Annotated in this window: 15 protein-coding genes; 4 read left to right on the plus strand and 11 right to left on the minus strand. The window is 65.1% G+C overall.

The genetic code is table 11. The features are described 5' to 3' along the window. Window positions 1-100: 100 nt before the first annotated feature. Complete coding sequence (locus tag AC3FKG_RS12025; RefSeq protein ID WP_483708437.1) at window positions 101-1516, minus strand: 3-hydroxylaminophenol mutase; 1416 nt, start codon at window positions 1514-1516, stop codon at window positions 101-103. A gap of 476 nt (window positions 1517-1992) precedes the next feature. On the opposite strand from AC3FKG_RS12025, the gene AC3FKG_RS12030 reads away from it, so the two are divergent. Continuing rightward, on the plus strand, window positions 1993-2457 hold the full coding sequence (locus AC3FKG_RS12030; protein ID WP_483708438.1) for a rhodanese-like domain-containing protein: 465 nt from the start codon (window positions 1993-1995) through the stop codon (window positions 2455-2457). A gap of 63 nt (window positions 2458-2520) precedes the next feature. Here the strand turns inward: AC3FKG_RS12030 and AC3FKG_RS12035 are convergent, their stop codons facing one another. The 6 genes from AC3FKG_RS12035 to hrpA form a co-directional block, all read right to left on the minus strand. Further along, the gene (locus tag AC3FKG_RS12035; protein ID WP_483708440.1) at window positions 2521-3342 is read right to left on the minus strand and encodes a competence/damage-inducible protein A; all 822 of its coding nucleotides are present in this window, start codon (window positions 3340-3342) and stop codon (window positions 2521-2523) included. Window positions 3343-3354: 12 nt separating this feature from the next. After that, on the minus strand, window positions 3355-4230 hold the full coding sequence (locus tag AC3FKG_RS12040; RefSeq protein WP_483708441.1) for an EI24 domain-containing protein: 876 nt from the start codon (window positions 4228-4230) through the stop codon (window positions 3355-3357). Window positions 4231-4321: 91 nt separating this feature from the next. Then, window positions 4322-5296 carry a sterol desaturase family protein gene (locus AC3FKG_RS12045; RefSeq protein WP_483708442.1) on the minus strand — a complete coding sequence of 325 codons (975 nt, stop codon included), beginning with the start codon at window positions 5294-5296 and terminating at the stop codon, window positions 4322-4324. Continuing rightward, the gene (locus AC3FKG_RS12050) at window positions 5296-6141 is read right to left on the minus strand and encodes a polysaccharide deacetylase family protein (RefSeq protein ID WP_483708443.1); all 846 of its coding nucleotides are present in this window, start codon (window positions 6139-6141) and stop codon (window positions 5296-5298) included. The genes AC3FKG_RS12045 and AC3FKG_RS12050 overlap by 1 nt, the downstream gene beginning before the upstream one ends. 24 nt (window positions 6142-6165) lie before the next feature. Continuing rightward, entirely contained in the window at window positions 6166-7152 is a 987-nt protein-coding gene (locus AC3FKG_RS12055) for a YVTN family beta-propeller repeat protein (RefSeq protein WP_483708444.1), read from the minus strand. Window positions 7153-7302: 150 nt separating this feature from the next. Next, window positions 7303-11277, minus strand: a complete 3975-nt coding sequence (gene hrpA, locus AC3FKG_RS12060) for an ATP-dependent RNA helicase HrpA (RefSeq protein WP_488743193.1) — start codon at window positions 11275-11277, stop codon at window positions 7303-7305. Between the two features lie 23 nt (window positions 11278-11300). Between hrpA and argA the strand changes: the two genes are divergently transcribed. After that, a complete protein-coding gene (gene argA / locus AC3FKG_RS12065) occupies window positions 11301-12734 on the plus strand; it encodes an amino-acid N-acetyltransferase (protein WP_483708447.1) in 1434 nt (477 codons plus the stop codon). A 158-nt stretch (window positions 12735-12892) separates the two neighbouring features. Beyond that, window positions 12893-13165: an oxidative damage protection protein gene (locus AC3FKG_RS12070; protein ID WP_483708448.1), complete on the plus strand. Its 273-nt coding sequence runs from the start codon at window positions 12893-12895 to the stop codon at window positions 13163-13165. A 75-nt stretch (window positions 13166-13240) separates the two neighbouring features. Here AC3FKG_RS12070 and rpiA read toward each other — a convergent pair whose 3' ends face one another. Continuing rightward, window positions 13241-13927 (minus strand): ribose-5-phosphate isomerase RpiA, encoded by a 687-nt coding sequence (gene rpiA, locus AC3FKG_RS12075; RefSeq protein ID WP_483708449.1) that lies wholly within the window; start codon window positions 13925-13927, stop codon window positions 13241-13243. Window positions 13928-14085: 158 nt separating this feature from the next. Here rpiA and tal point away from each other — a divergent pair, with 158 nt between their 5' ends. Then, a complete protein-coding gene (gene tal / locus AC3FKG_RS12080) occupies window positions 14086-15042 on the plus strand; it encodes a transaldolase (RefSeq protein ID WP_483708450.1) in 957 nt (318 codons plus the stop codon). Between the two features lie 18 nt (window positions 15043-15060). Here the strand turns inward: tal and AC3FKG_RS12085 are convergent, their stop codons facing one another. The 3 genes from AC3FKG_RS12085 to rnr all read right to left on the minus strand — a co-directional run bounded on the left by AC3FKG_RS12085 (window position 15061) and on the right by rnr (window position 19433). Beyond that, window positions 15061-15843 carry an SIR2 family NAD-dependent protein deacylase gene (locus AC3FKG_RS12085; RefSeq protein ID WP_488743194.1) on the minus strand — a complete coding sequence of 261 codons (783 nt, stop codon included), beginning with the start codon at window positions 15841-15843 and terminating at the stop codon, window positions 15061-15063. 169 nt (window positions 15844-16012) lie between these two features. Next, entirely contained in the window at window positions 16013-16753 is a 741-nt protein-coding gene (rlmB, locus tag AC3FKG_RS12090; RefSeq protein WP_483708454.1) for a 23S rRNA (guanosine(2251)-2'-O)-methyltransferase RlmB, read from the minus strand. 91 nt (window positions 16754-16844) lie between these two features. Beyond that, window positions 16845-19433 carry a ribonuclease R gene (gene rnr / locus AC3FKG_RS12095; protein ID WP_488743195.1) on the minus strand — a complete coding sequence of 863 codons (2589 nt, stop codon included), beginning with the start codon at window positions 19431-19433 and terminating at the stop codon, window positions 16845-16847. Window positions 19434-19493: the final 60 nt, after the last annotated feature.

A 19493-nucleotide genomic window follows, 5' to 3' on the forward strand; every position in this document is an offset into this window, starting at 1 on the left:
ATTCTAGCCATCAAAAGAAAAAGGGACAGCCTGAGCCGCCCCTTGCTGGTGCAACTGTTGCCCGACCACAACCTGTCGTCATTGCCGGGCAACAACTCGCTTACAGCGAGTAATACATTTCGAACTCGACCGGGTGAGTGGTCATGCGGAAGCGGGTGACTTCTTCCATCTTCAGCTCGATGTAGGCGTCGAGCATGGAGTTGGAGAACACGCCGCCGCGGGTCAGGAACTCACGGTCGTTGTCGAGGTATTCCAGCGCCTGGTCAAGGCTGTTGCAGACGGTCGGGATCTTTGCATCTTCTTCCGGCGGCAGGTCGTACAGGTTCTTGTCGGCAGCTTCGCCCGGGTGGATCTTGTTCATCACGCCGTCCAGGCCAGCCATCATCAGCGCCGAGAAGCCCAGGTACGGGTTCATCAGCGGATCCGGGAAGCGGGTTTCGATACGGCGGCCCTTCGGGTTGGCGACGTAAGGAATACGGATCGAGGCCGAACGGTTGCGGGCCGAGTAGGCCAGCTTCACCGGGGCTTCGAAGCCCGGCACCAGGCGCTTGTACGAGTTCGTGCCCGGGTTGGTGATGGCGTTCAGCGCCCGCGCGTGCTTGATGATGCCGCCGATGTAGTACAGGGCGAATTCCGACAGGCCGGCGTAGCCGTTGCCCGCGAACAGGTTCTGGCCGTCCTTCCAGATCGACTGGTGCACGTGCATGCCCGAGCCGTTGTCGCCAACGATGGGCTTCGGCATAAACGTGGCGGTCTTGCCGTAGGTGTGGGCGACGTTCTGGATCACGTACTTCTGCAGCTGGGTCCAGTCGGCGCGCTGCACCAGCGTGCTGAAGCGGGTGCCGATTTCGTTCTGGCCCTGGCCAGCCACTTCGTGGTGGTGGACTTCAACAGGGATGCCCAGCGATTCCAGGATCAGGCACATTTCCGAACGCATGTCCTGGAACGTGTCGATCGGGGCGACCGGGAAGTAGCCGCCCTTCTTGCCCGGACGGTGGCCCGAGTTGCCGTGCTCGAATTCCTTGCCCGACGACCACGGGGCTTCTTCGGAATGCACCTTCACGAAGCAGCCTTGCATGTCGACGTTCCAGGTCACGCCGTCGAAGATGAAGAATTCGGGTTCCGGACCGAAGAAGGCGGTGTCGCCCAGGCCGGTGCTCTTCAGGTAGGCTTCCGCGCGCTTGGCGATCGAACGCGGATCGCGGTCGTAGCCCTTGCCGTCCGACGGTTCCACCACGTCGCAGGTCAGGACCAGCGTCGGCTCTTCGTAGAACGGGTCGATGATGGCGGTGTTCGGATCCGGCATCAGCAGCATGTCCGAAGCCTCGATACCCTTCCAGCCAGCGATGGACGAGCCGTCGAAGGCGTGGCCACTTTCGAACTTGTCATCGTCGAAGTGCGACGTCGGAACCGAAACGTGTTGCTCCTTGCCTTTGGTATCCGTGAAGCGGAAATCGACGAACTTGACGTCGTTTTCTTTCACAAGCTTCATCACATCTGCAACGCTTTGGGCCATGCCAATCTCCTGGAAATTCGGCTGAAGTCTAGAAAGTCATTCGTGGGCCGGTCATCGCGCCGGTGCGAAGTGCTGTGGTTCCGAGCCACTGCGCCCGCGCGATTCCTTGCCCTAAAAAGGGACGAGGAATGTTAGCAGAAAGCATGCCAAGTAAACTTCCTCTCCCATCCCGCAGTTGCCAAAAAGCCGTCCACCCACGGCCGGCGCACCATACCGGGGTTCATCCCTCGGCCGGTTGCGCACGACGCCATGCGCACGTGATGTCAGCGCAACAAGGTGATTCATGGACACCGCATCCATAAAACACCATATCGGTGCACGCATCAAGTTTTGGCACCTTATTAGTGCTTATGCACCAAACAGGTTATCTCTGCACCGCCATCTTCCAAATTACTCCGGGGCGGCGGCGAATCGCGGGCGCGCTATAGAATAGCGGACTGGCATCCGCCATTCCATCTATCAATCTTGTCACCCAGATGACTACGCGAGACGAACTCCTCAAGGCTGCGCAACTGCGCCAGCAACAGAACCAGCTTCCCTATTTCGGCGCCCTGTCGCCCGTGGAAGCCTTCGCGCTGCTGCAGGGCGATCCGTCGGCCGTGCTGGTGGACGTACGCACGCAGGCCGAGCTCGACTGGGTAGGCTGCGTCGATCTGCCCGATGCCCAGTTCGCCCACGTCGAATGGATGTCCTACCCGGGCGGCGCGCAGAACTCGCGCTTCATCGAAGAACTGAAGGCGCGCGTGCCGGCCGATGCACCGGTGCTGTTCCTGTGCCGCAGCGCTGCGCGCTCCAAGCACGCCGCCCGCGTGGCCACCGAAGCCGGCTATCGGTTCGCCATGGACGTGCTGGAAGGCTTCGAAGGGAACCGCGACGACAACCACCACCGCAAGACCGTGGAGGGCTGGTGTGTGCGCGGCCTTCCCTGGCACGGCGCCTGACACGGCGACACGCAAAACGAAACAGGGGCTGACCGGCCCCTGTTTCGTTTTTCTCGATCGGCTTCAGTTGCCAGCGTCCGCCACCGTCTGCTCTACCGTTTCAAAGCCCATGCCTCGCACGCCTTCGAGCAGCATCGCATACGCCGGGCCGACCTGCTCCGCAGATCCCTTCACGCCCAGGTCGATATGGCGCCGCGCCAGTTGGTCGCCGCGCTGGGCGTCTCCCACGGATGGCAGGCTGAACACCCGAATGCCGGGGAAAGCAGCCTCGACCCGCTCCATCAGCGGTGTCAACGTCGACTCGGGCGCCTCGAACACGTAGAACGCCCGCTCCTGCTGACCGGCCTGGTTGAACAGGTGGGCATAGCCGTGATCCAACACCCATTCCATCATCGGCCACGCCATGACCGGAAAACCAGGCATGAAATGATGGTCAGCCACCGAGAACCCGGGAATCCGGTTGTAGCTGTTCGGGATGATGCGCGCGCCTTGCGGAAACTCGCCCATCTTGAAGCGATGCTGGTTTTCGGGCAGGTTGAGGTCGCCCTTGACCGGATCCCCTTGCGCGGTTTCCGCAATCCGCAGCGCGATCAGCTCGCGCGCCTCGGGATGCAGCTGTAGCGGCACGCCGAGCGCGGCGGCCACGCACTGGCGCGTATGGTCGTCCGGGGTCGCGCCGATGCCGCCCGTGCAGAACACGATGTCCGGCCCCGCGAGCGTGCGGCGCAGCGTTGCCGTGATGCTGTCGCGGTCGTCGCCGACATACTGCGCCCAGTCCAGCTTCAGCCCACGCGCGCCCAGCAGCTCGATGGCGCGGCGCAGGTGCTTGTCCTCGCGCCGCCCGGAAAGTATTTCGTCGCCAATGACGATCAGGCCGAAACCCATGATGCCCCCGCTTCAGGAATGTTCAATGCGGCGCACGTCCGACGGCGCCAGATCAATCACGTCGCCAGCCGACGCCGATGGCGGCGCGGCCGCGCCGCGCTCGGCACGCAGTTGCGCCAGCGCGCGCAGGCAGAAGTGGCCGAACCACAGTGCCGAAAAAATGAAGATAAGCACATACAGCCACAGCATGCCCGCCAGCACAAATGGAAACAGGAAAATGACCGCGGCCGATGACACCCACAGCAGCGTCGGCGCCGAACCGAGCAGTCCCACCACGACACCCATCGTCAGCAGCGGGACACGATGGCGCCGCATCAGGGTCTTGCGCTCCTCGGCGGACGCGTGGTCAGCCAGCGCGTCGTAAGTCATCACGCGGTAGGTCAGCCAACCCCACAGCACGGGCGGGATCAGCGCAAAGAACAACGGCAACAGCCACAGCGGCAATGTCACCAGCACCAACACCAGGAACACCACCGTGCTGCCCAGCGACTGCAACACGCTGCCCAAGATGCTGCCACCGCGCTCCTTGGCCAGGTCCGGATAACTGCGCTCCAGATGGCGCACGACTGCAGGCACCGAAAACAGGCTGATGAACAGCAGCATCGAGGCAATGACCAGCGGCACTGCCAGCGCGGCCACGAATAGCGGCGCGACCACGGCTCGCATCGACTGCAGGCCGAACCAGTCCAGCGCACTGTAGATCCAGCTGGTCAGGACCGAAGCTTCCAGGAAAGAACGCGTCGCGCCCATGATCGGATCCCAGCCCCACCAGAACAGGCCGCCCCAGAGGGCCGTGGCAAGGACGAAGGGCAGGACCGTCAGCATCAGCATGCGCGGATGCAACTGGCTCACGAGCGCTCGGCCAAACGAGCGAAAAATGTCGTTCATGCGGGATGTCGGAATGGAACAGTGCAATGCGCCGGAAAATGCACGCGCACCGAGACACTAGCATACGCCGCCCGGAACGCGGCGTGTCGGTTCAGCCGAGGCGCAGCAGACGCTTGATGCCGTACCACTGCTGGGCCAGCAGCCCGGCGCCATAGTCTCGGCCCTTGCCTGTCGGCGGCGGCATCTGGTCGCGGATGCCGGTCGGATGATAGGCCGGCGTGAAGACCGCCGTGCAGAACAGCATGTCCCACCACGGGAAGATCACGCCATAGTTGCAGCCACCGAGGCGTGCCGGCACGCCGGCCGCCTCATGCCCGATTCCCACGGCGTGGTGCGTGCGGTGGAATCGCGGCGAGATCAGCAGGCGCTCGCCGATCGCGCCGAAATGCAGCCGCAGGTTGGCGTGCTGCAGGCTTTGCAGTAGCTGTGACAGCGCTACCAGCAACACGTACTGCGACGGCTCCACCCCTACGGCGATGGCAACCACGGCGAACACCAGGTCGCGCAGCATGTCGTCGAGCAGGTGATTGCGATTGTCGCTCCACAGCGTCATCTGGCGCTGGCTGTGGTGCACCGCGTGCAGGCTCCACCACCAGCGGTAGGTGTGCGACAGGCGGTGGTACCAGTAGTCGAGCAGGTCGAACAACAACAGGTAGGCGAAGAAGCTGACCAGCGGGATCGACGTCACGCCCGGCCACAAGTCCTCCACGTTCAGGCGTTGCCAGCCGACGAGCCGCAGGTGTCCTTCCAGCAGATCGGACAGCGGCGCCAGCATGAAGAACATCGCCAGCCGGAACAGTCCCAGCCGATGGATCAGCGTATAGACGATATCCGTGCGAATGCCGGCACGGTCGGTCACGGCCTCGACCGGACGCAGCTTTTCCAGCGGCCCCAGGATCAGCACCATCACGGCAATCTGCACCAGGCCTACCAGCAGCCACTCGGTGCCGGTGAATGCATCCTCCGCATAGCCGCCGAAGCCCAGGTTGTAGACCACCGGCAGGACCACGTCCTGGAACAGCGAGCCTTCCAGTTGGGCAATCCAGCCATTGAGCGTGTCCAGCATCAGCGCTTGCCCTCCTTGCGTTGCCCGGCCGCGGCGATCCAGTCCCGGTAAGCGGGATGCTCGCGCAGCGTGGCAAAGCAGAAGCCCTTGCGCTCCAGGCCGGAAATCAGCGGCTCGAGCACGCCCGGGGCCCACGGATCCTTGCGCGACCAGATGCCGAGGTGTGCCATGGCGATGTCGCCATCGCGCAGGTCGCGCAGCGCGCGTGCCAGCAGCGCCTGGTTCGGGTAGCGCTCCGATGACAGCTCGTCGCCCAGGAACCCGGCCGGCGCCCAGCCTACATGCCGGAAGCCGCACTGCTCCGCCCACTGCAGCGTTTGCGGCGCGGTGCGGCCGCCCGGCGCGCGCCACAGCGGCACCAGGTCGACGCCGGTCATGCCACGCAGCGCCTGCGCGCTGCGTTGCAGCTCGCGGCAAAAACCATCGGCGTCCATGCTCACATCCTTGCCGGCCTGCGCCCCGAACTGCGGACGCATGATCACCTTGCCGTCACGCACGCTGCGCAGGTAGACGTGGTCGTAGGTATGCGTGCCGAAGGCATGGCCGTCTGCGGCGAGTGATTTCCAGTAGGGTGCCCAACCGGGCTCGAGCGAGCTGTCCTTGTTGATGGTCGGCTCGTTGGCCAGGAAGAACGTGGCCTTGATATGGTGGCGGCGCAGCGTATCGGCGATCAGCTGGGCCTGGCTCATGCTGCCCGTGTCGAACGTGAGATACAGCGTTCCCGCCGGGCAGGCTTTTGCGGCCGGCGCCGCCGCATCAGCCGCCTGCAGTCCCGTCACCGGCGCGACTGTAGTCGCCAGGGCAACCAGCAGCGTTTTCAAGCGAGGCGCGACGGATTTGCGCATGTTGCTTCCCCTGCCCTGTCGGCTTCAGTAGAGCGGCGCCCGGGTGCGGAAATAGATCCCGTGGGGAGAACGTCCCACGCGAATGGTCTTGACCAGCTTGCGATTCGCCACGTCGATCAGGCCCACCGCGCGTGCCCAGCGGAACGTCACCCACAGCGTCTTGCCGTCGGCAGTCAGTTCCATGTCGTCCGGACCGGGCGGCAGGCCGGTAATGTCGCCCACCTTGGTCAGGGTCTGCTGATCGATGATGCTGATGCTCCCGGTCACGCGGTTGCTCAGGAACAGGTGGCGCTTGTCGCCCACCGCACGGAAGTTGTGCGCGCCCTTGCCGGTCTGGATCTGCTTCACGATGGTACGGGTGCGCCAGTCGATCACGGCCACATAATCCGCGCCCGTCATGCCGACCAGCAGGTAGCGCTGGTCAGGCGTGACCCAGATACCCGCCGGCGCCGAGCCGGCGTCCATGCGCCACATCACGTTCTGCGTGGCCAGGTCGATGGCGACGACCTCGTTCGAGTCCTGCAGCGTAATGAATGCAATACGGCTGTCGGCGGTGTAGGCGATATGGCTCGGCGTCTTGGCCAGCGGGAACTGCTTGGCCATCTTCAGCGCCTTGCCGTCCCAGCGGTAGAGATCGACGCGGTCGAGCCGGTTTCCCGTGGTGATGAACCACTTCTGGTCCGGCGAAAAACCGATCTGGTAGGGATCGTCGATGCCGGGCACCCGCTGCTGAACCTTGCCGGTGACCGGATCCAGGAAGACCAAATCATTGCCCACGGCATTCGCCACGATCAGGGACTTTTCATCCGGGGTGGCGATCAGGTGATGAGGCTCCTTGCCGACCGGGAAGGTTTCAAGCACCTTCTGCGTGTCCTTGTCGATCAGCGTGACGGTTGCATCACCTGAATTGAGCACCACCACGACTTCCGCCGAAGCCGGCGAAGCCATCAGCCCCAGGGCCAGGGAGCCGACCGTCAACACACCAGCAACAACACGACGCAACACGAGCATAAGTCCAGTCAATCCAAGGGCGGAATCGCACATTCTAACGTTTCGCAGGGGCGCCCAGATGACCGGCGAACTGACCACGGACAAGACTTTCACAATTGGTTACATATCTCTACGCCCTTCGTGCCAATTCGCCCGGCAAGGCCACGCAGCTTATCGCTGCATAGCCTCCCAGACCTTCTGCAAGCGCTTGACGGACATCGGGACCGGCGTACGCAGTTCCTGGGCAAACAGTGCAATGCGCAGTTCTTCCAGCATCCACCGGAACTCATCCAGCCTGGCATCCGCGGCACCCTTGCCTTGCGACCGCTGTTGCTTCTCGGCGCGCTGCCACTGCTGCAGCAACGGCATCATCTCCTGCATGCGCTGCGTGTCGCGCGCCGGGTCGCCCTTGAGCTTGTCCACGCGCATGGCGATGCCCTTCAGGTAGCGCGGGAAATGCACGAGCTGCGTGTACGGCGTTTCGATCAGGAATTGCTTGCCCACCAGACGGCCGAGTTGGCCCTCCATATCGGTATAGGCCGTACCGAAAGGCTTCGCCTGCAGCAACTTGCGCGGCAGCCCCGCGTATTCGGCCAGGATGGTGCCGGCCAGCCGCGCGATCTCCTGCGCCAGGAGCGACAGCCTGGCCCGCCCCTCGTCCTTGCGGGCGCTGAACTCGGCGTCGTTGCGCGGCAGCGGCGCCTGCAGGCAGGCGCGTTCCAGCGCCAGCAACACGATCTGGTCGCGCAGCATCTCCTGCGTGCCCAGCGTCATGTACTGCATGGCCATCTGCTGCATGCCGGGGATGTTCTTCTCGATGAACTTGACCGGCTCGCGCAACTGCAGCGCGAACAGCCGGCGCAGTCCCGCATGGTGGATGCGCTCGGCTTCCTGCGGATCATCGAAAACTTCCACGTCGCAATGCGTGCCCCTGTCGACCAGTGCCGGGTAGCCAAACAGCGTCTGGTTGCCCTTGCGGATTTCCAGCAGGTCGGGCAGCTCGCCGAACGACCAGGACGTCAAACCTTCGTACTGGCCGGCCTCGGCGGCCGGCACGTCGCGCGCGGCAATGTTCTGGAACGACTGCTGCGCCTGGCCGCCCAATTCCGCGCGCAACTGCGCCAGGTTGCGCCCCATGTCGAGCTGGCGGCCGTGTTCGTCGACCACCTTGAAATTCATGAAGTGGTGCGCGGACAGCGTTTCCGGCTTGAAATCGGCACGTTTCACCATCGTGCCGGTCTGCTCGCGAATGTCAGCTATCAGGACATCGACCAGCTCGCCTTCGCCGAACGGGCGCCGCGCCACGAAACTGGCGGCGTAGTCCGGCAGCGGCACGCAGTGGCGGCGCAGCTTCTGCGGCAGCGACTTGAGCAGCAGGTGGACCTTTTCCTTGATCATGCCCGGCACCAGCCACTCCGCCCGCTCCGGGCGCACCTGGTTGAGCGCGTAGAGCGGCACGGCCAGCGTGACGCCGTCGCGGTGGCTGCCGGGTTCGAAATGGTAAGTCAGGCCCATGTCGACACCAGCCACCGACAGGGTCTTGGGGAACAGGTCCGTGGTGATGCCGGCCGCCTCGTGCCGCATCAGCTCATCGCGGTTGAGGTAGAGCAGCTTGCGGTCCCTGGCGCTTTCGGCCTGGTACCACTGCTCGAACGTAGTCTGCTGGCAGATATCGGCCGGAATCGCGCGATCGTAGAACGCGTAGATCAGCTCATCGTCGACCAGTACGTCCTGGCGGCGCGACTTGTGCTCGAGGTTCTCGATCTCGCGCACGAGCCGCTGGTTGTGCGCATAGAACGGCAGGCGCGTGTCGAACTCGCCCTCGACCAGAGCGCGGCGGATAAATATCTCGCGCGCTTCGGTCGGGTTCATCGGGCCGTAGTGGACCCGGCGGTGCTGGTACACCACCAGCCCGTACAGCGTGGCGCGTTCCAGTGCCAGCACCTGCCCGGCCTTCTTTTCCCAGTGCGGGTCGCTCCAGCTCACCTTGAGCAAATGGCGCCCGACCTGTTCCAGCCACTCCGGCTCGATGCGCGCGAGCGTGCGCGCAAACAGTCGGCTGGTCTCGACCAGTTCGGACGCCATGACCCAGCGGCCCACCTTGCGCGCAATCAGCGAGCCCGGCCACAAGTGGAACTTGATGCCGCGCGCGCCAAGGTATTCGCGACCCTTGCCGTCGCTGTCCTCGATGCGGCAGCCGATGTTGCCCAGGAGGCCGGTCAGCAAGGCCTTGTGCAGTTGCTCGAAAGTCGGTTCGCTGTCGTTCAGGCGCCAGCCCTGCTCCGTTACCGTGGTCAGCAACTGCGAATGTACGTCGCGCCACTCGCGCAGCCGCACATGGGACAGGAAGCTCGCGCGACAGAGGTCCTGCAGTTGCCGGTTGGATTTCTTGTGCGCAATGGCCTCTTCGAACCATTTCCAGAGCTTGACCCAGCCCAGGAACTCGGACTTCTCGTCCATGAACTTTCGATGCGCCTGGTCGGCCGCCTCCTGCGCTTCCTGCGGACGCTCGCGCGGATCCTGCACCGACAGCGCGCTGGCAATGACCAGCACCTCGCGCAGGCAATGCTGCTCGCGCGCGGCCAGGATCATGCGCGCCACGCGCGGGTCCAGCGGTAATTTGGCGAGCTGGCGGCCGGTGCCCGTGAGCTGGTTGGCGTCGTCCACCGCGCCAAGTTCCTGCAGCAGCTGGTAGCCGTCGGCGACGGCCCGGCCCAGCGGCGGCTCGATGAACGGGAACGCTTCGATATCCGTCAGCCGCAGCGCCTTCATGCGCAGGATCACCGCGGCCAGCGAGGAACGCAGGATCTCCGGATCCGTAAAGCGCACGCGGCCGACGAAATCCGATTCCTCATAGAGCCGGATACAAACCCCATCGGCCACGCGTCCGCAGCGGCCGGCGCGCTGGTTGGCAGCCGCCTGCGAAATCGACTCGATCTGCAGCTGTTCAACCTTGTTGCGGTAGGAATAGCGCTTGACGCGAGCGAGCCCCGTATCGACCACGTAGCGGATGCCCGGCACCGTCAGCGAGGTCTCGGCGACGTTAGTTGCCAGCACGATGCGGCGTGCATTGGACGGCTTGAACACGCGCTCCTGCTCCTGCACCGACAGGCGCGCGAACAGCGGCAGGATTTCCGTGTGCGGCGGATGATGCTTGCGCAGCGCCTCGGCGGCCTCGCGGATCTCGCGTTCGCCCGGCAGGAACACCAGCACGTCGCCGGGGCCCAGGCGCGATAGCTCGTCCACGGCATCGACGATGCCGTCGTACAGGTCACGCTCGCGGGCCTGGGCGCTCTTTGGCGGGCTGTCTGCGGGCGCATCCTGCCGGATCGGCCGGTAGCGGATCTCCACCGGATACAGCCGCCCGCTGACCTCGATGACTGGAGCCGGCTTGCCATCCACCGAGAAATGGGCGGCAAAGCGCTGCGCATCGATCGTCGCCGACGTGATGATCACCTTGAGATCGGGCCGCTTGGGCAGGATCTGCCTCAGATAGCCGATCAGGAAGTCGATGTTCAGGCTGCGTTCGTGCGCCTCGTCGATGATGATGGTGTCGTACGCGCGCAGCAGCGGATCATTCTGCGTTTCGGCCAGCAGGATGCCATCGGTCATCAGCTTGACCGAGGCGCCCGCCGACAGCGCGTCATTGAAGCGCACCTGGTAGCCCACGTGCTCGCCCACCGGCGAGCCGAGTTCCTGCGCGATGCGCTTGGCGGTCGACGTAGCGGCAATGCGTCGCGGCTGGGTGTGGCCGATCAGGCCGCCGCCTTCGCGCCCGGGGCCGCGCCCGATCGACAGGCAGATCTTGGGCAGCTGCGTGGTTTTGCCCGAACCGGTCTCGCCGGACACGATGACGACCTGGTTGGCCTGCAGCGCGGCCGCGATCTCGTCGCGGCGGGCCGAGACTGGCAGCGCTTCGGGAAACGTGATCGGCGGCAGCGGATTGGCCTGTCGCGGCGGGCGTGGCGCGCGCCGGCGCCCGGACTGCGCCTCCCCGCCGGGCGCGCGTTCGGGCGCGCGTTCGGGCCGAGGTCCGGGGCGGGATGGCGGGCGCTGCTCGGCGCGGCCGTCGTGTCGGGGGGCGGGCCGTGCGCCGGCGGCTGGCTGGCGTGGCGAAGAAGGCTTGGCGGGACGTTGTTCTGACATTGGCCGGGATTATAATCCGCGGCATGAACGCCAGAACCGACACGCCACCGCAGGCACCGGCTCCTTCCGAGCCGGCCGAGCCCCAGCCTGCCACCGAATCGCAGCCCGCCACGGGTGCGCCCCAGACTGAAGTCGGCGAGCGCGGCGCGCCCGACCACCAGCAGTTCGTCGACTGGCTGCGTACCGTCGCGCCCTACATTCACGCGTTCCGCGGCAAGACCTTCGTGATCGCCTTCGACGGCGAACTGGTCAAGGCCGGCGTACTCAACGCACTGGTCAACGACGTGGCACTGCTGCATGCCATGGGCATGCAGATCGTGCTGGTGCATGGCTCGCGCCCGCAGGTGGAAGAACAGCTGGCGCTGCGCCATGTCGAGTCCCAGTTTGCCGATGGCGTGCGCATCACCGACAACGCCGCGCTCGAATGCGCCAAGGAGGCCTCCGGTGAACTGCGCCTGGATATCGAGGCCGCCTTCAGCCAGGGGCTGCCCAACACGCCGATGGCGGGCGCCCAGCTGTCGGTGATCTCGGGCAACTTCGTCACGGCCCGGCCGGTGGGCATCGTCAACGGCGTGGACTACCAGCACACCGGCCTGGTGCGCAAGATCGATGGCGAATCGGTGCGCATGTCGCTGTCGCATGGCAAGATCGTGCTGTTCTCGCCGCTGGGTTTCTCGCCCACGGGGCAGGCCTTCAACCTGTCCATGGAAGACGTGGCCAGCGCCACGGCCACCACGCTGAAGGCCGACAAGCTTATCTTCATCACCGAAGTGCCGGGCGTGCTCGATCCGGTCGGCAAGCTGATGAAGGAAATGTCGCTGCGCACCGCCGTTGAGCGCCTGCAGAACAACCACCTGACGCCCGACGTCGGCTTCTACCTGGAGCACCTGGTCAAGGCGCTCAAGGGCGGCGTGCCCCGCGCGCACCTGATCCCCTATTCGCTGGACGGCTCGGTGCTGCTGGAGCTGTTCCTGCACGATGGCGTCGGCACCATGATCTCCGACACGGACCTGGAAAGCCTGCGTGAAGCCACGCTGGACGATGTCGGCGGCATCCTGCAGCTGATCGCTCCGCTCGAGCAGGACGGCACGCTGGTCCCGCGCGGCCGGCACCTGATCGAGCGCGACATCGCCAACTTCTCGGTGATCGAGCACGACGGCGTGCTGTTCGGTTGCGCCGCGCTGTACGACTACCCGCGCGAGAACATGGGCGAGATGGCCTGCCTGACGGTGTCGTCCGAAGCACAAGGCACTGGCGATGGCGAACGCCTGCTCAAGCGCATCGAACGGCGCGCTCGCTCGCTCGGGCTGGAGCGCCTGTTCGTGCTCACCACGCGGACCGAACACTGGTTCCTCAAGCGCGGCTTCGTCCACGCCACGGTGGATGACCTGCCGGAAGACAAGCGCAAGCTCTACAACTGGCAGCGCAAGTCGATGGTGCTCATGAAAAAACTGTAGAACCGTAGGGGCAATGCCGCCAGGCGGCGGTGCCTCTGCCTTGCTTGGCTACAATAGCGCACCGGTCGTCGACTGAAATACAGAATCGCGAGCGCGCGGCACCTGGCATGAACCCGCCGTGCCGCCCCGCTCACGCCAACCTACAAGAAGGAGTTCCCATGGCCCGCATGGTCCACTGCATCAAGCTGAACAAGGAAGCCGAAGGGCTCGATCTCCCGCCGCTGCCCGGCGAACTCGGCAAGAAGATCTGGCAAAGCGTCTCGAAGGAAGCCTGGGCCGGCTGGCTCAAGCACCAGACCATGCTCATCAACGAGAACCGCCTGAACATGGCTGACGCCCGTGCGCGCCAGTACCTGCTCAAGCAGACCGAGAAGTACTTCTTCGGCGAAGGCGCGGACCAGGCTCAGGGCTACGTGCCGCCGTCGGCCTGAGTATCCGGACCAGCCAAATGAAAAAGGGGTGCCGGCGGCACCCCTTTTTGCCATCGGCGCGTCAGCGCCGTTGGATCAGAAGTCGGTGCGCTGGACGCCGTCCCCCGTGCCCAGCAGCAGCACGTTCGCGCCACGCAGCGCGAACAGGCCGACCGTCACCACGCCCGGGATCTGGTTGACGGACTGCTCCAGCCCGCGCGGATCCGTAATTTTCAGCCCGGCCACGTCCAGAATCACATTGCCGTTGTCGGTCTTGTAGATTCCGCCGTCCTTGTTCATGCGCAAGCGCGGCTGGCCACCGAGCGCGGCCAGCTGGCGTGCCACGGCAGCACGTGCCATCGGAATCACTTCGACGGGCAGCGGGAACGCGCCCATGGTCTGCACCAGCTTGCTGCCATCCGCGATGCACACGAAACGGCCCGCGACCGAGGCCACGATCTTCTCGCGCGTCAGCGCGCCGCCGCCGCCCTTGATCATCGCGCCGCTGGCGTCGACTTCGTCAGCGCCGTCGACATAAACCGGGATATCGTCGACTTCGTTCAGGTCCAGCACCTTGAAACCATGCTGCTGCAGCCGGCGCGTGGATGCCTCCGAGCTGGATACCGCACCCGCGAAGCGTTCCTTGAACGCCGCCACGGCGTCAATGAAAAGATTGGCAGTGGAACCGGTACCGACGCCGAGCACCGCGCCCGCCGGGACTTCCTGCTTCACGTAGTCGGCCGCGGCTTGCGCCACCAGCGCCTTGAGTTCATCCTGAGTCATGACAACAGCCAGATGGCTTGGGGAAGAAAACGCGTAGTGTAGCGGATTGCGGCGGCCCGGCTTGCGCGCGACGGTACAATGGCCCGGAAGGCACGCACGGCCCTGACGGACCGCCGCCCTCTCCGCCTCAACATGACGACTGCAACGACATACCGATCATGAACCAGCTCGAACAACTCAAGCAGTTCACCACGGTCGTGGCCGATACCGGCGACTTCCAGTTGATGAAGCAGTACACCCCCCAGGACGCCACCACCAATCCGTCGCTGATCCTCAAGGCCGTGCAGAAGCCCGAGTACCGCGGGCTGCTCGAACAGGCCGTACGCGATTACCACGACGAAGGCGGCGTCGATGCCGTGATGGATGGCGTGCTGATTGCTTTTGGCTGCGAGATCCTCGCCATCGTGCCGGGGCGCGTGTCGACCGAAGTCGATGCCCGCTTGTCGTTCGACACCGGTGCAACGGTCGAGAAAGCCCGGCACCTGATCCGCCTGTACGAGCAGCGCGGCGTGGCCCGAGAGCGCGTGCTGATCAAGATTGCATCGACCTGGGAAGGCATCCGCGCGGCGGAGATCCTGCAGCGCGAAGGCATCCGCTGCAACATGACGCTGCTGTTCTCGCTGGTGCAGGCCGTCGCCTGCGCCGAGGCCGGCGCACAGCTGATCTCGCCGTTTGTGGGCCGGATTCTCGACTGGTACAAGAAGCAAGCAGGCGATCAGTGGGACGCTGCCGCCAATGCCGGCGACAACGATCCAGGCGTGCGCTCGGTGCGCCAGATCTACGACTACTACAAGAAGTTCGGTTACTCGACCGAAGTGATGGGCGCGAGCTTCCGCAGCCCCGCGCAGATCCTGGCCCTGGCCGGCAGCGACCTGCTCACCATCAGTCCCGATCTGCTCGAGCAATTAGCCAGTACCGAAGGCACTGTGGAACGCAAGCTGTCGGTCGACCTGGCGCAGGCCGGCAACGTTGCGCGCATTCCGGCGGACGAGCCCGCGTTCCGTTGGCAGCTGAATGAAGATGCCATGGCCACCGAGAAGCTCGCCGAAGGCATCCGCCAGTTTGCGGCGGACGCGATCAAGCTGGAAAAGCTGGTCGCGGAAATCGCTGGCTAAAAGCCTGAAGCCCGTCGCTTAATCCGGCTCCGCCTCGGGGCCGGATGGCGGCCAGAGCAGCGGCAGGCATGCCCCTGCCGCCGCTGGCAGCACGACGTCGGCGGTCTGGTCCAGCACCGACGGCTGCGGATTCACCACGACGACCCGCGCGCCGTGATCTTTGGCCAGGCCGGGCAACCCGGCCGCCGGATACACCAGCCCCGACGTCCCCACCACCAGGCACAGGTCGGCAGTCTCGGCAGCATGCTCGGCGCGGAAGCGCGCCACGCGCGGCAAGTCCTCGCCGAACCACACCACACCGGGCCGCATCAGCGCGCCGCACAGGCTGCAGCGTGGCGGGTCGCCGGGAATGGCGGTGGCCTCGTCACAGCGTCCGCATCCGTTCAGCCATTGGTTGGCGAACAGGTTGCCGTGCAACTCGATCACATGCTCGCTGCCTGCGCGCTGGTGCAGGCCGTCGACATTCTGCGTCACCAGCGTCACCGGCTTCTGTGCGGCCAGCGCAGCCAGCGCATAGTGCGCCGGATTCGGACGGGCGGCCGCGACCAGTTCGCGCCGGTGCTGGTACCACTCCCACACAAGCGCGGGCTGGCGGCGGTAGGCTTCCTCGCTTGCCAGTTCTTCCGGATCGAAGCGGGCCCAAAGCCCAGTCAGCGCATCGCGAAATGTCGGCACGCCCGATTCGGCGGAAATGCCCGCACCGGTCAGCACGAACACGCTGCGCGCCTGGGCGATCAGGTCCCGAGCTTCTTCCAGGCCGGGCCATGGAGACGAGGTGGGGATCAGAGGATCAAAGGTCATGCGGTCAGCGCTGCGCGCCACTGAAGGATCTGGGGGTCCGGGAGACGCGTATCCACTACGAGGTGTTTGGACCGGACCTGTTTGCAGAATAGTGGCGGGCGTCAGAATCGACGCCACCTGCCAGCCTGGCACGCGCCGCGTTATCGCGGCGCGTAGGTTTTGAAGACACTTACTTCAGGCGCCGCTGGCGCACGGCCTCGTACAGGCAGACCCCGCTGGCCACCGACACATTGAGGCTTTCGACGCCGCCAAGCATCGGAATGCCGACCAGCTCGTCGCAGGTCTCGCGCGTGAGGCGGCGCATGCCCTCGCCTTCGGCACCCATGACGATGGCCATTGGCCCCTTCAGGTCCACGTCGTAAAGCGTCTTGTCGGTGCCGTCGGCCGTGCCGACCACCCAGATGCCGCGTTCCTGCAGTTCGCGCAGCGTGCGGGCCAGATTGGTCACGGTGATATAGGGCACGGTCTCGGCCGCACCGCTGGCCACCTTCGCCACCGTGGTGTTCAGCCCGACGCTGCGGTCCTTGGGCGCGATCACGGCGTGCGCACCGGCGCCGTCCGCCACGCGCAGGCAAGCGCCGAGGTTATGAGGATCGGTCACGCCATCGAGCACCAGCAGCAGCGGGGTGCCTTCAATGCCATCCAGCAGTTCGTCGAGATTCAGTGCCAGCGACACGTCTTCGGCGCGCGCCACCACGCCCTGGTGACGATCGGTGCCGGCCATGCCGCGCAGGCGCTCGGCATCGACGGGGTGCAGACGAACGCCCAGGCCTTCGGCCAGGCGGATGAAGTCCTGCATGCGGCGGTCGCGGCGCGATGCCTCGACATAGACATCGGTAACGCCCTTGGCGTCCTGGCGCAAGCGCGCGGTCACGGCGTGAAAGCCGATCAGAAGTTTTTGTTTAGCCATGGCGCGATTGTACTCGCCCTGCCCGGCTCGCCAGCACGCTTGCTGCGCGCTGTCCGGGAATGCTATTACCGCGCGCCCCGGACAGCCCCGATCAACGCTTGCGAGGCGGGCGCGAAGTCTTGCCCGCGGCCTTTGCGGCGTGCGTCTTCGAACCCGGCTTGCGCGGCTTCTCCAGATGGCCCGGCTTGGGCTTGGCGGCACGCTTGGCCGGCTTGCCGCCGGTCTTGACGTGCGGCGGCAGCGGCGTGATCACCGCCTCGAACACCGGCTGCTCTTCGATCACGCGATCGAGCGTCTCGTCGAACGACTCCTCCGGCTTGGAAGTCCCGCCCAGCAGGGCCGCCAGTTGCCGCCCCTTCTTGCGTGCCGGCACCGCATGCGCGGCCGGCACGCGCGGCGGCTCGGACACGCCGGCGCGAGCGCGCAGGGTCTTGGCCGACGGCTCCTGCACCAGGCGGAAGTCGATCTTGCGCGCATCCAGGTCCACGCGCGACACCTGCACGCGCACGCGGTCGGTCAGGCGATAACGGATGCCGGTACGCTCGCCACGCAGTTCGTTGCGCGCTTCGTCGTACTGGAAGTAGTCGCTGCCGAGTTCGGTGACGTGCACCAGGCCCTCCACGTACAGCTCGTCGAGCTGCACGAAGATGCCGAACGACGTCACGGCGCTGACGGTGCCGGCAAAGTCGCTGCCCAGCTTGTCGCGCATGAAGTAGCACTTGAGCCAGGCTTCGACATCGCGCGACGCCTCGTCGGCGCGGCGCTCGTTGGCCGAGCAATGCAACCCGAGTTCGTCCCAGATGGCTTCATTGCGCCGCGCACGCGCCGCGGTCAGCTCTGCCTTCTGCTCGGCGTCCTTGGCCTGCAGGCGCCGTGCCTTGGGCGACACCGCGGTATTGAACTCGGTGCCGTGCGCGAAAGCCGGCTGGTACTTGGTGTGGGCCAGGATCGCCTTGATGGCACGGTGCACCAGCAGGTCGGGATAGCGGCGGATCGGGCTGGTGAAGTGCGCGTAGGCCTCGTAGGCCAGGCCGAAGTGGCCGATATTGTCCGGGCTGTAGACCGCCTGCTGCATCGAGCGCAGCAGCATGGTCTGCAGCATCGGCGCGTCGGGCCGCGACTTGATCTTGTCCATCACCTCGGCGTAATCGGACGCCTGCGGCTTGTCGCCGCCACCGAGCGACAGGCCGGAGGTTCTCAGGAACTCGCGCAGGTTCTTCAGCTTTTCCTCGCTCGGGCCCGCGTGGATCCGATACAGCGCCGGGTGCTTGAAGCGCTCGAGGAAATCGGCCGCGCAGACGTTGGCCGTCAGCATGCACTCCTCGATCAGCCGGTGCGCGTCGTTGCGCGTGCGCGGCAGGATCTGTTCGATCTTGCCCTGCGCGTTGCAGACGATATACGTCTCGGTGGTATCGAAATCGATCGCGCCGCGCGCACGCCGCGCCTTGAGCAGGACCTGGAACAACTCGTACAGGTTCTGCAGGTAAGGCACGAGGTCGGCGCGCTTGTGCGCCTCCGGGCCCTTGGTGTTCGACAGGATCGACCAGACCTCGTTGTAGGTCAGCCGTGCCTTCGAATGCATCACGGCAGGATAGAACTGATAGCCCTTCAGTTCCCCCTTGGCGGTAATCACCGCATCGCACACCATGCACAGGCGGTCGACCTGCGGGTTGAGCGAGCACAGGCCGTTGGACAGCTTCTCCGGCAGCATCGGGATCACCCGGCGTGGGAAATACACCGAGGTGGCGCGGTCGAGCGCATCGGCATCCAGTGGCGTACCGGGCCGCACGTAGTGCGATACGTCGGCAATGGCGACGATCAGGCGCCAGCCCTTGGTGCGGCCGATCTTCACCGGCTCGCAGTAAACGGCATCGTCAAAGTCGCGCGCATCTTCGCCATCGATCGTGACGAGCGCCACGTCGCGCAGGTCGATGCGGTGATCGAGGTCGGCTTGCCGCACCTCGTCGGGCAGCGCCGAGGCTTCCTTGGCCGCCGCATCCGAGAACGCATGCGGCACACCGTACTTGCGCACCGCGATCTCGATCTCCATGCCGGGATCATCGATTTCGCCCAGCACTTCCACCACGCGGCCGACCGGCTGCACATAGCGATCCGGATATTCGATCAGCTCGACACTGACCACCTGCCCCACGCGCGCCTTGCCCTGCGCCTTCGGCGGAATCAGGATGTCCTGGCTGATGCGCTTGTCCTCGGGCGCCACCACCAGCACGCCGCCCTCGCTGAGCAGGCGACCGATCACGTAGCGGTTGGCGCGCTCGATGATCTCCACGATCTGCCCTTCCGGGCGGCCGCGGCGGTCGTAGCCAACCACGCGCACCTGCGCGCGGTCGTTGTGCATGGCCTTCTGCAACTCGCGTTCCGGCAGGAAGATGTCGTCTTCGCCGTCGTCGCGAATCAGGAAGCCAAAACCGTCTCGGTGCCCCTGCACGCGGCCGGTGACGAAGTTCGGTTGATGGGCCAGTTCATAGCGGCCCTTGCGATTCAGCTCGATCTGCCCGTCGCGTTCCATCGCGGCCAGGCGTTTCTGGAATCCGTCATGCTCCTTGCGCGTGACGGACAGAGCCTTGGCAATATCGCCGGCCGACTGGGGCGACCCCGATGTTCTCAGTACGCCAAGGATTTCTTCCCGGCTAGGGATCGGATAGTTGTTTTGATTCAATTTTTTGTGAAAACTATTTGACAAAATTTCCGCACTCTCTATAATGAGCGCTTCGGTTGT

Source organism: Cupriavidus sp. 22TCCZM04-2, assembly GCF_057798895.1.

What these genes read in the sequence shown, in the direction of transcription:
- AC3FKG_RS12025 (WP_483708437.1), bottom strand. Translation starts at nt 1,516, where the DNA reads ATGGCCCAAAGCGTTGCAGATGTGATGAAGCTTGTGAAAGAAAACGAC.
- AC3FKG_RS12030 (WP_483708438.1), top strand. Translation starts at nt 1,993, where the DNA reads ATGACTACGCGAGACGAACTCCTCAAGGCTGCGCAACTGCGCCAGCAA.
- AC3FKG_RS12035 (WP_483708440.1), bottom strand. Translation starts at nt 3,342, where the DNA reads ATGGGTTTCGGCCTGATCGTCATTGGCGACGAAATACTTTCCGGGCGG.
- AC3FKG_RS12040 (WP_483708441.1), bottom strand. Translation starts at nt 4,230, where the DNA reads ATGAACGACATTTTTCGCTCGTTTGGCCGAGCGCTCGTGAGCCAGTTG.
- AC3FKG_RS12045 (WP_483708442.1), bottom strand. Translation starts at nt 5,296, where the DNA reads ATGCTGGACACGCTCAATGGCTGGATTGCCCAACTGGAAGGCTCGCTG.
- AC3FKG_RS12050 (WP_483708443.1), bottom strand. Translation starts at nt 6,141, where the DNA reads ATGCGCAAATCCGTCGCGCCTCGCTTGAAAACGCTGCTGGTTGCCCTG.
- AC3FKG_RS12055 (WP_483708444.1), bottom strand. Translation starts at nt 7,152, where the DNA reads ATGCTCGTGTTGCGTCGTGTTGTTGCTGGTGTGTTGACGGTCGGCTCC.
- hrpA (WP_488743193.1), bottom strand. Translation starts at nt 11,277, where the DNA reads ATGTCAGAACAACGTCCCGCCAAGCCTTCTTCGCCACGCCAGCCAGCC.
- argA (WP_483708447.1), top strand. Translation starts at nt 11,301, where the DNA reads ATGAACGCCAGAACCGACACGCCACCGCAGGCACCGGCTCCTTCCGAG.
- AC3FKG_RS12070 (WP_483708448.1), top strand. Translation starts at nt 12,893, where the DNA reads ATGGCCCGCATGGTCCACTGCATCAAGCTGAACAAGGAAGCCGAAGGG.
- rpiA (WP_483708449.1), bottom strand. Translation starts at nt 13,927, where the DNA reads ATGACTCAGGATGAACTCAAGGCGCTGGTGGCGCAAGCCGCGGCCGAC.
- tal (WP_483708450.1), top strand. Translation starts at nt 14,086, where the DNA reads ATGAACCAGCTCGAACAACTCAAGCAGTTCACCACGGTCGTGGCCGAT.
- AC3FKG_RS12085 (WP_488743194.1), bottom strand. Translation starts at nt 15,843, where the DNA reads ATGACCTTTGATCCTCTGATCCCCACCTCGTCTCCATGGCCCGGCCTG.
- rlmB (WP_483708454.1), bottom strand. Translation starts at nt 16,753, where the DNA reads ATGGCTAAACAAAAACTTCTGATCGGCTTTCACGCCGTGACCGCGCGC.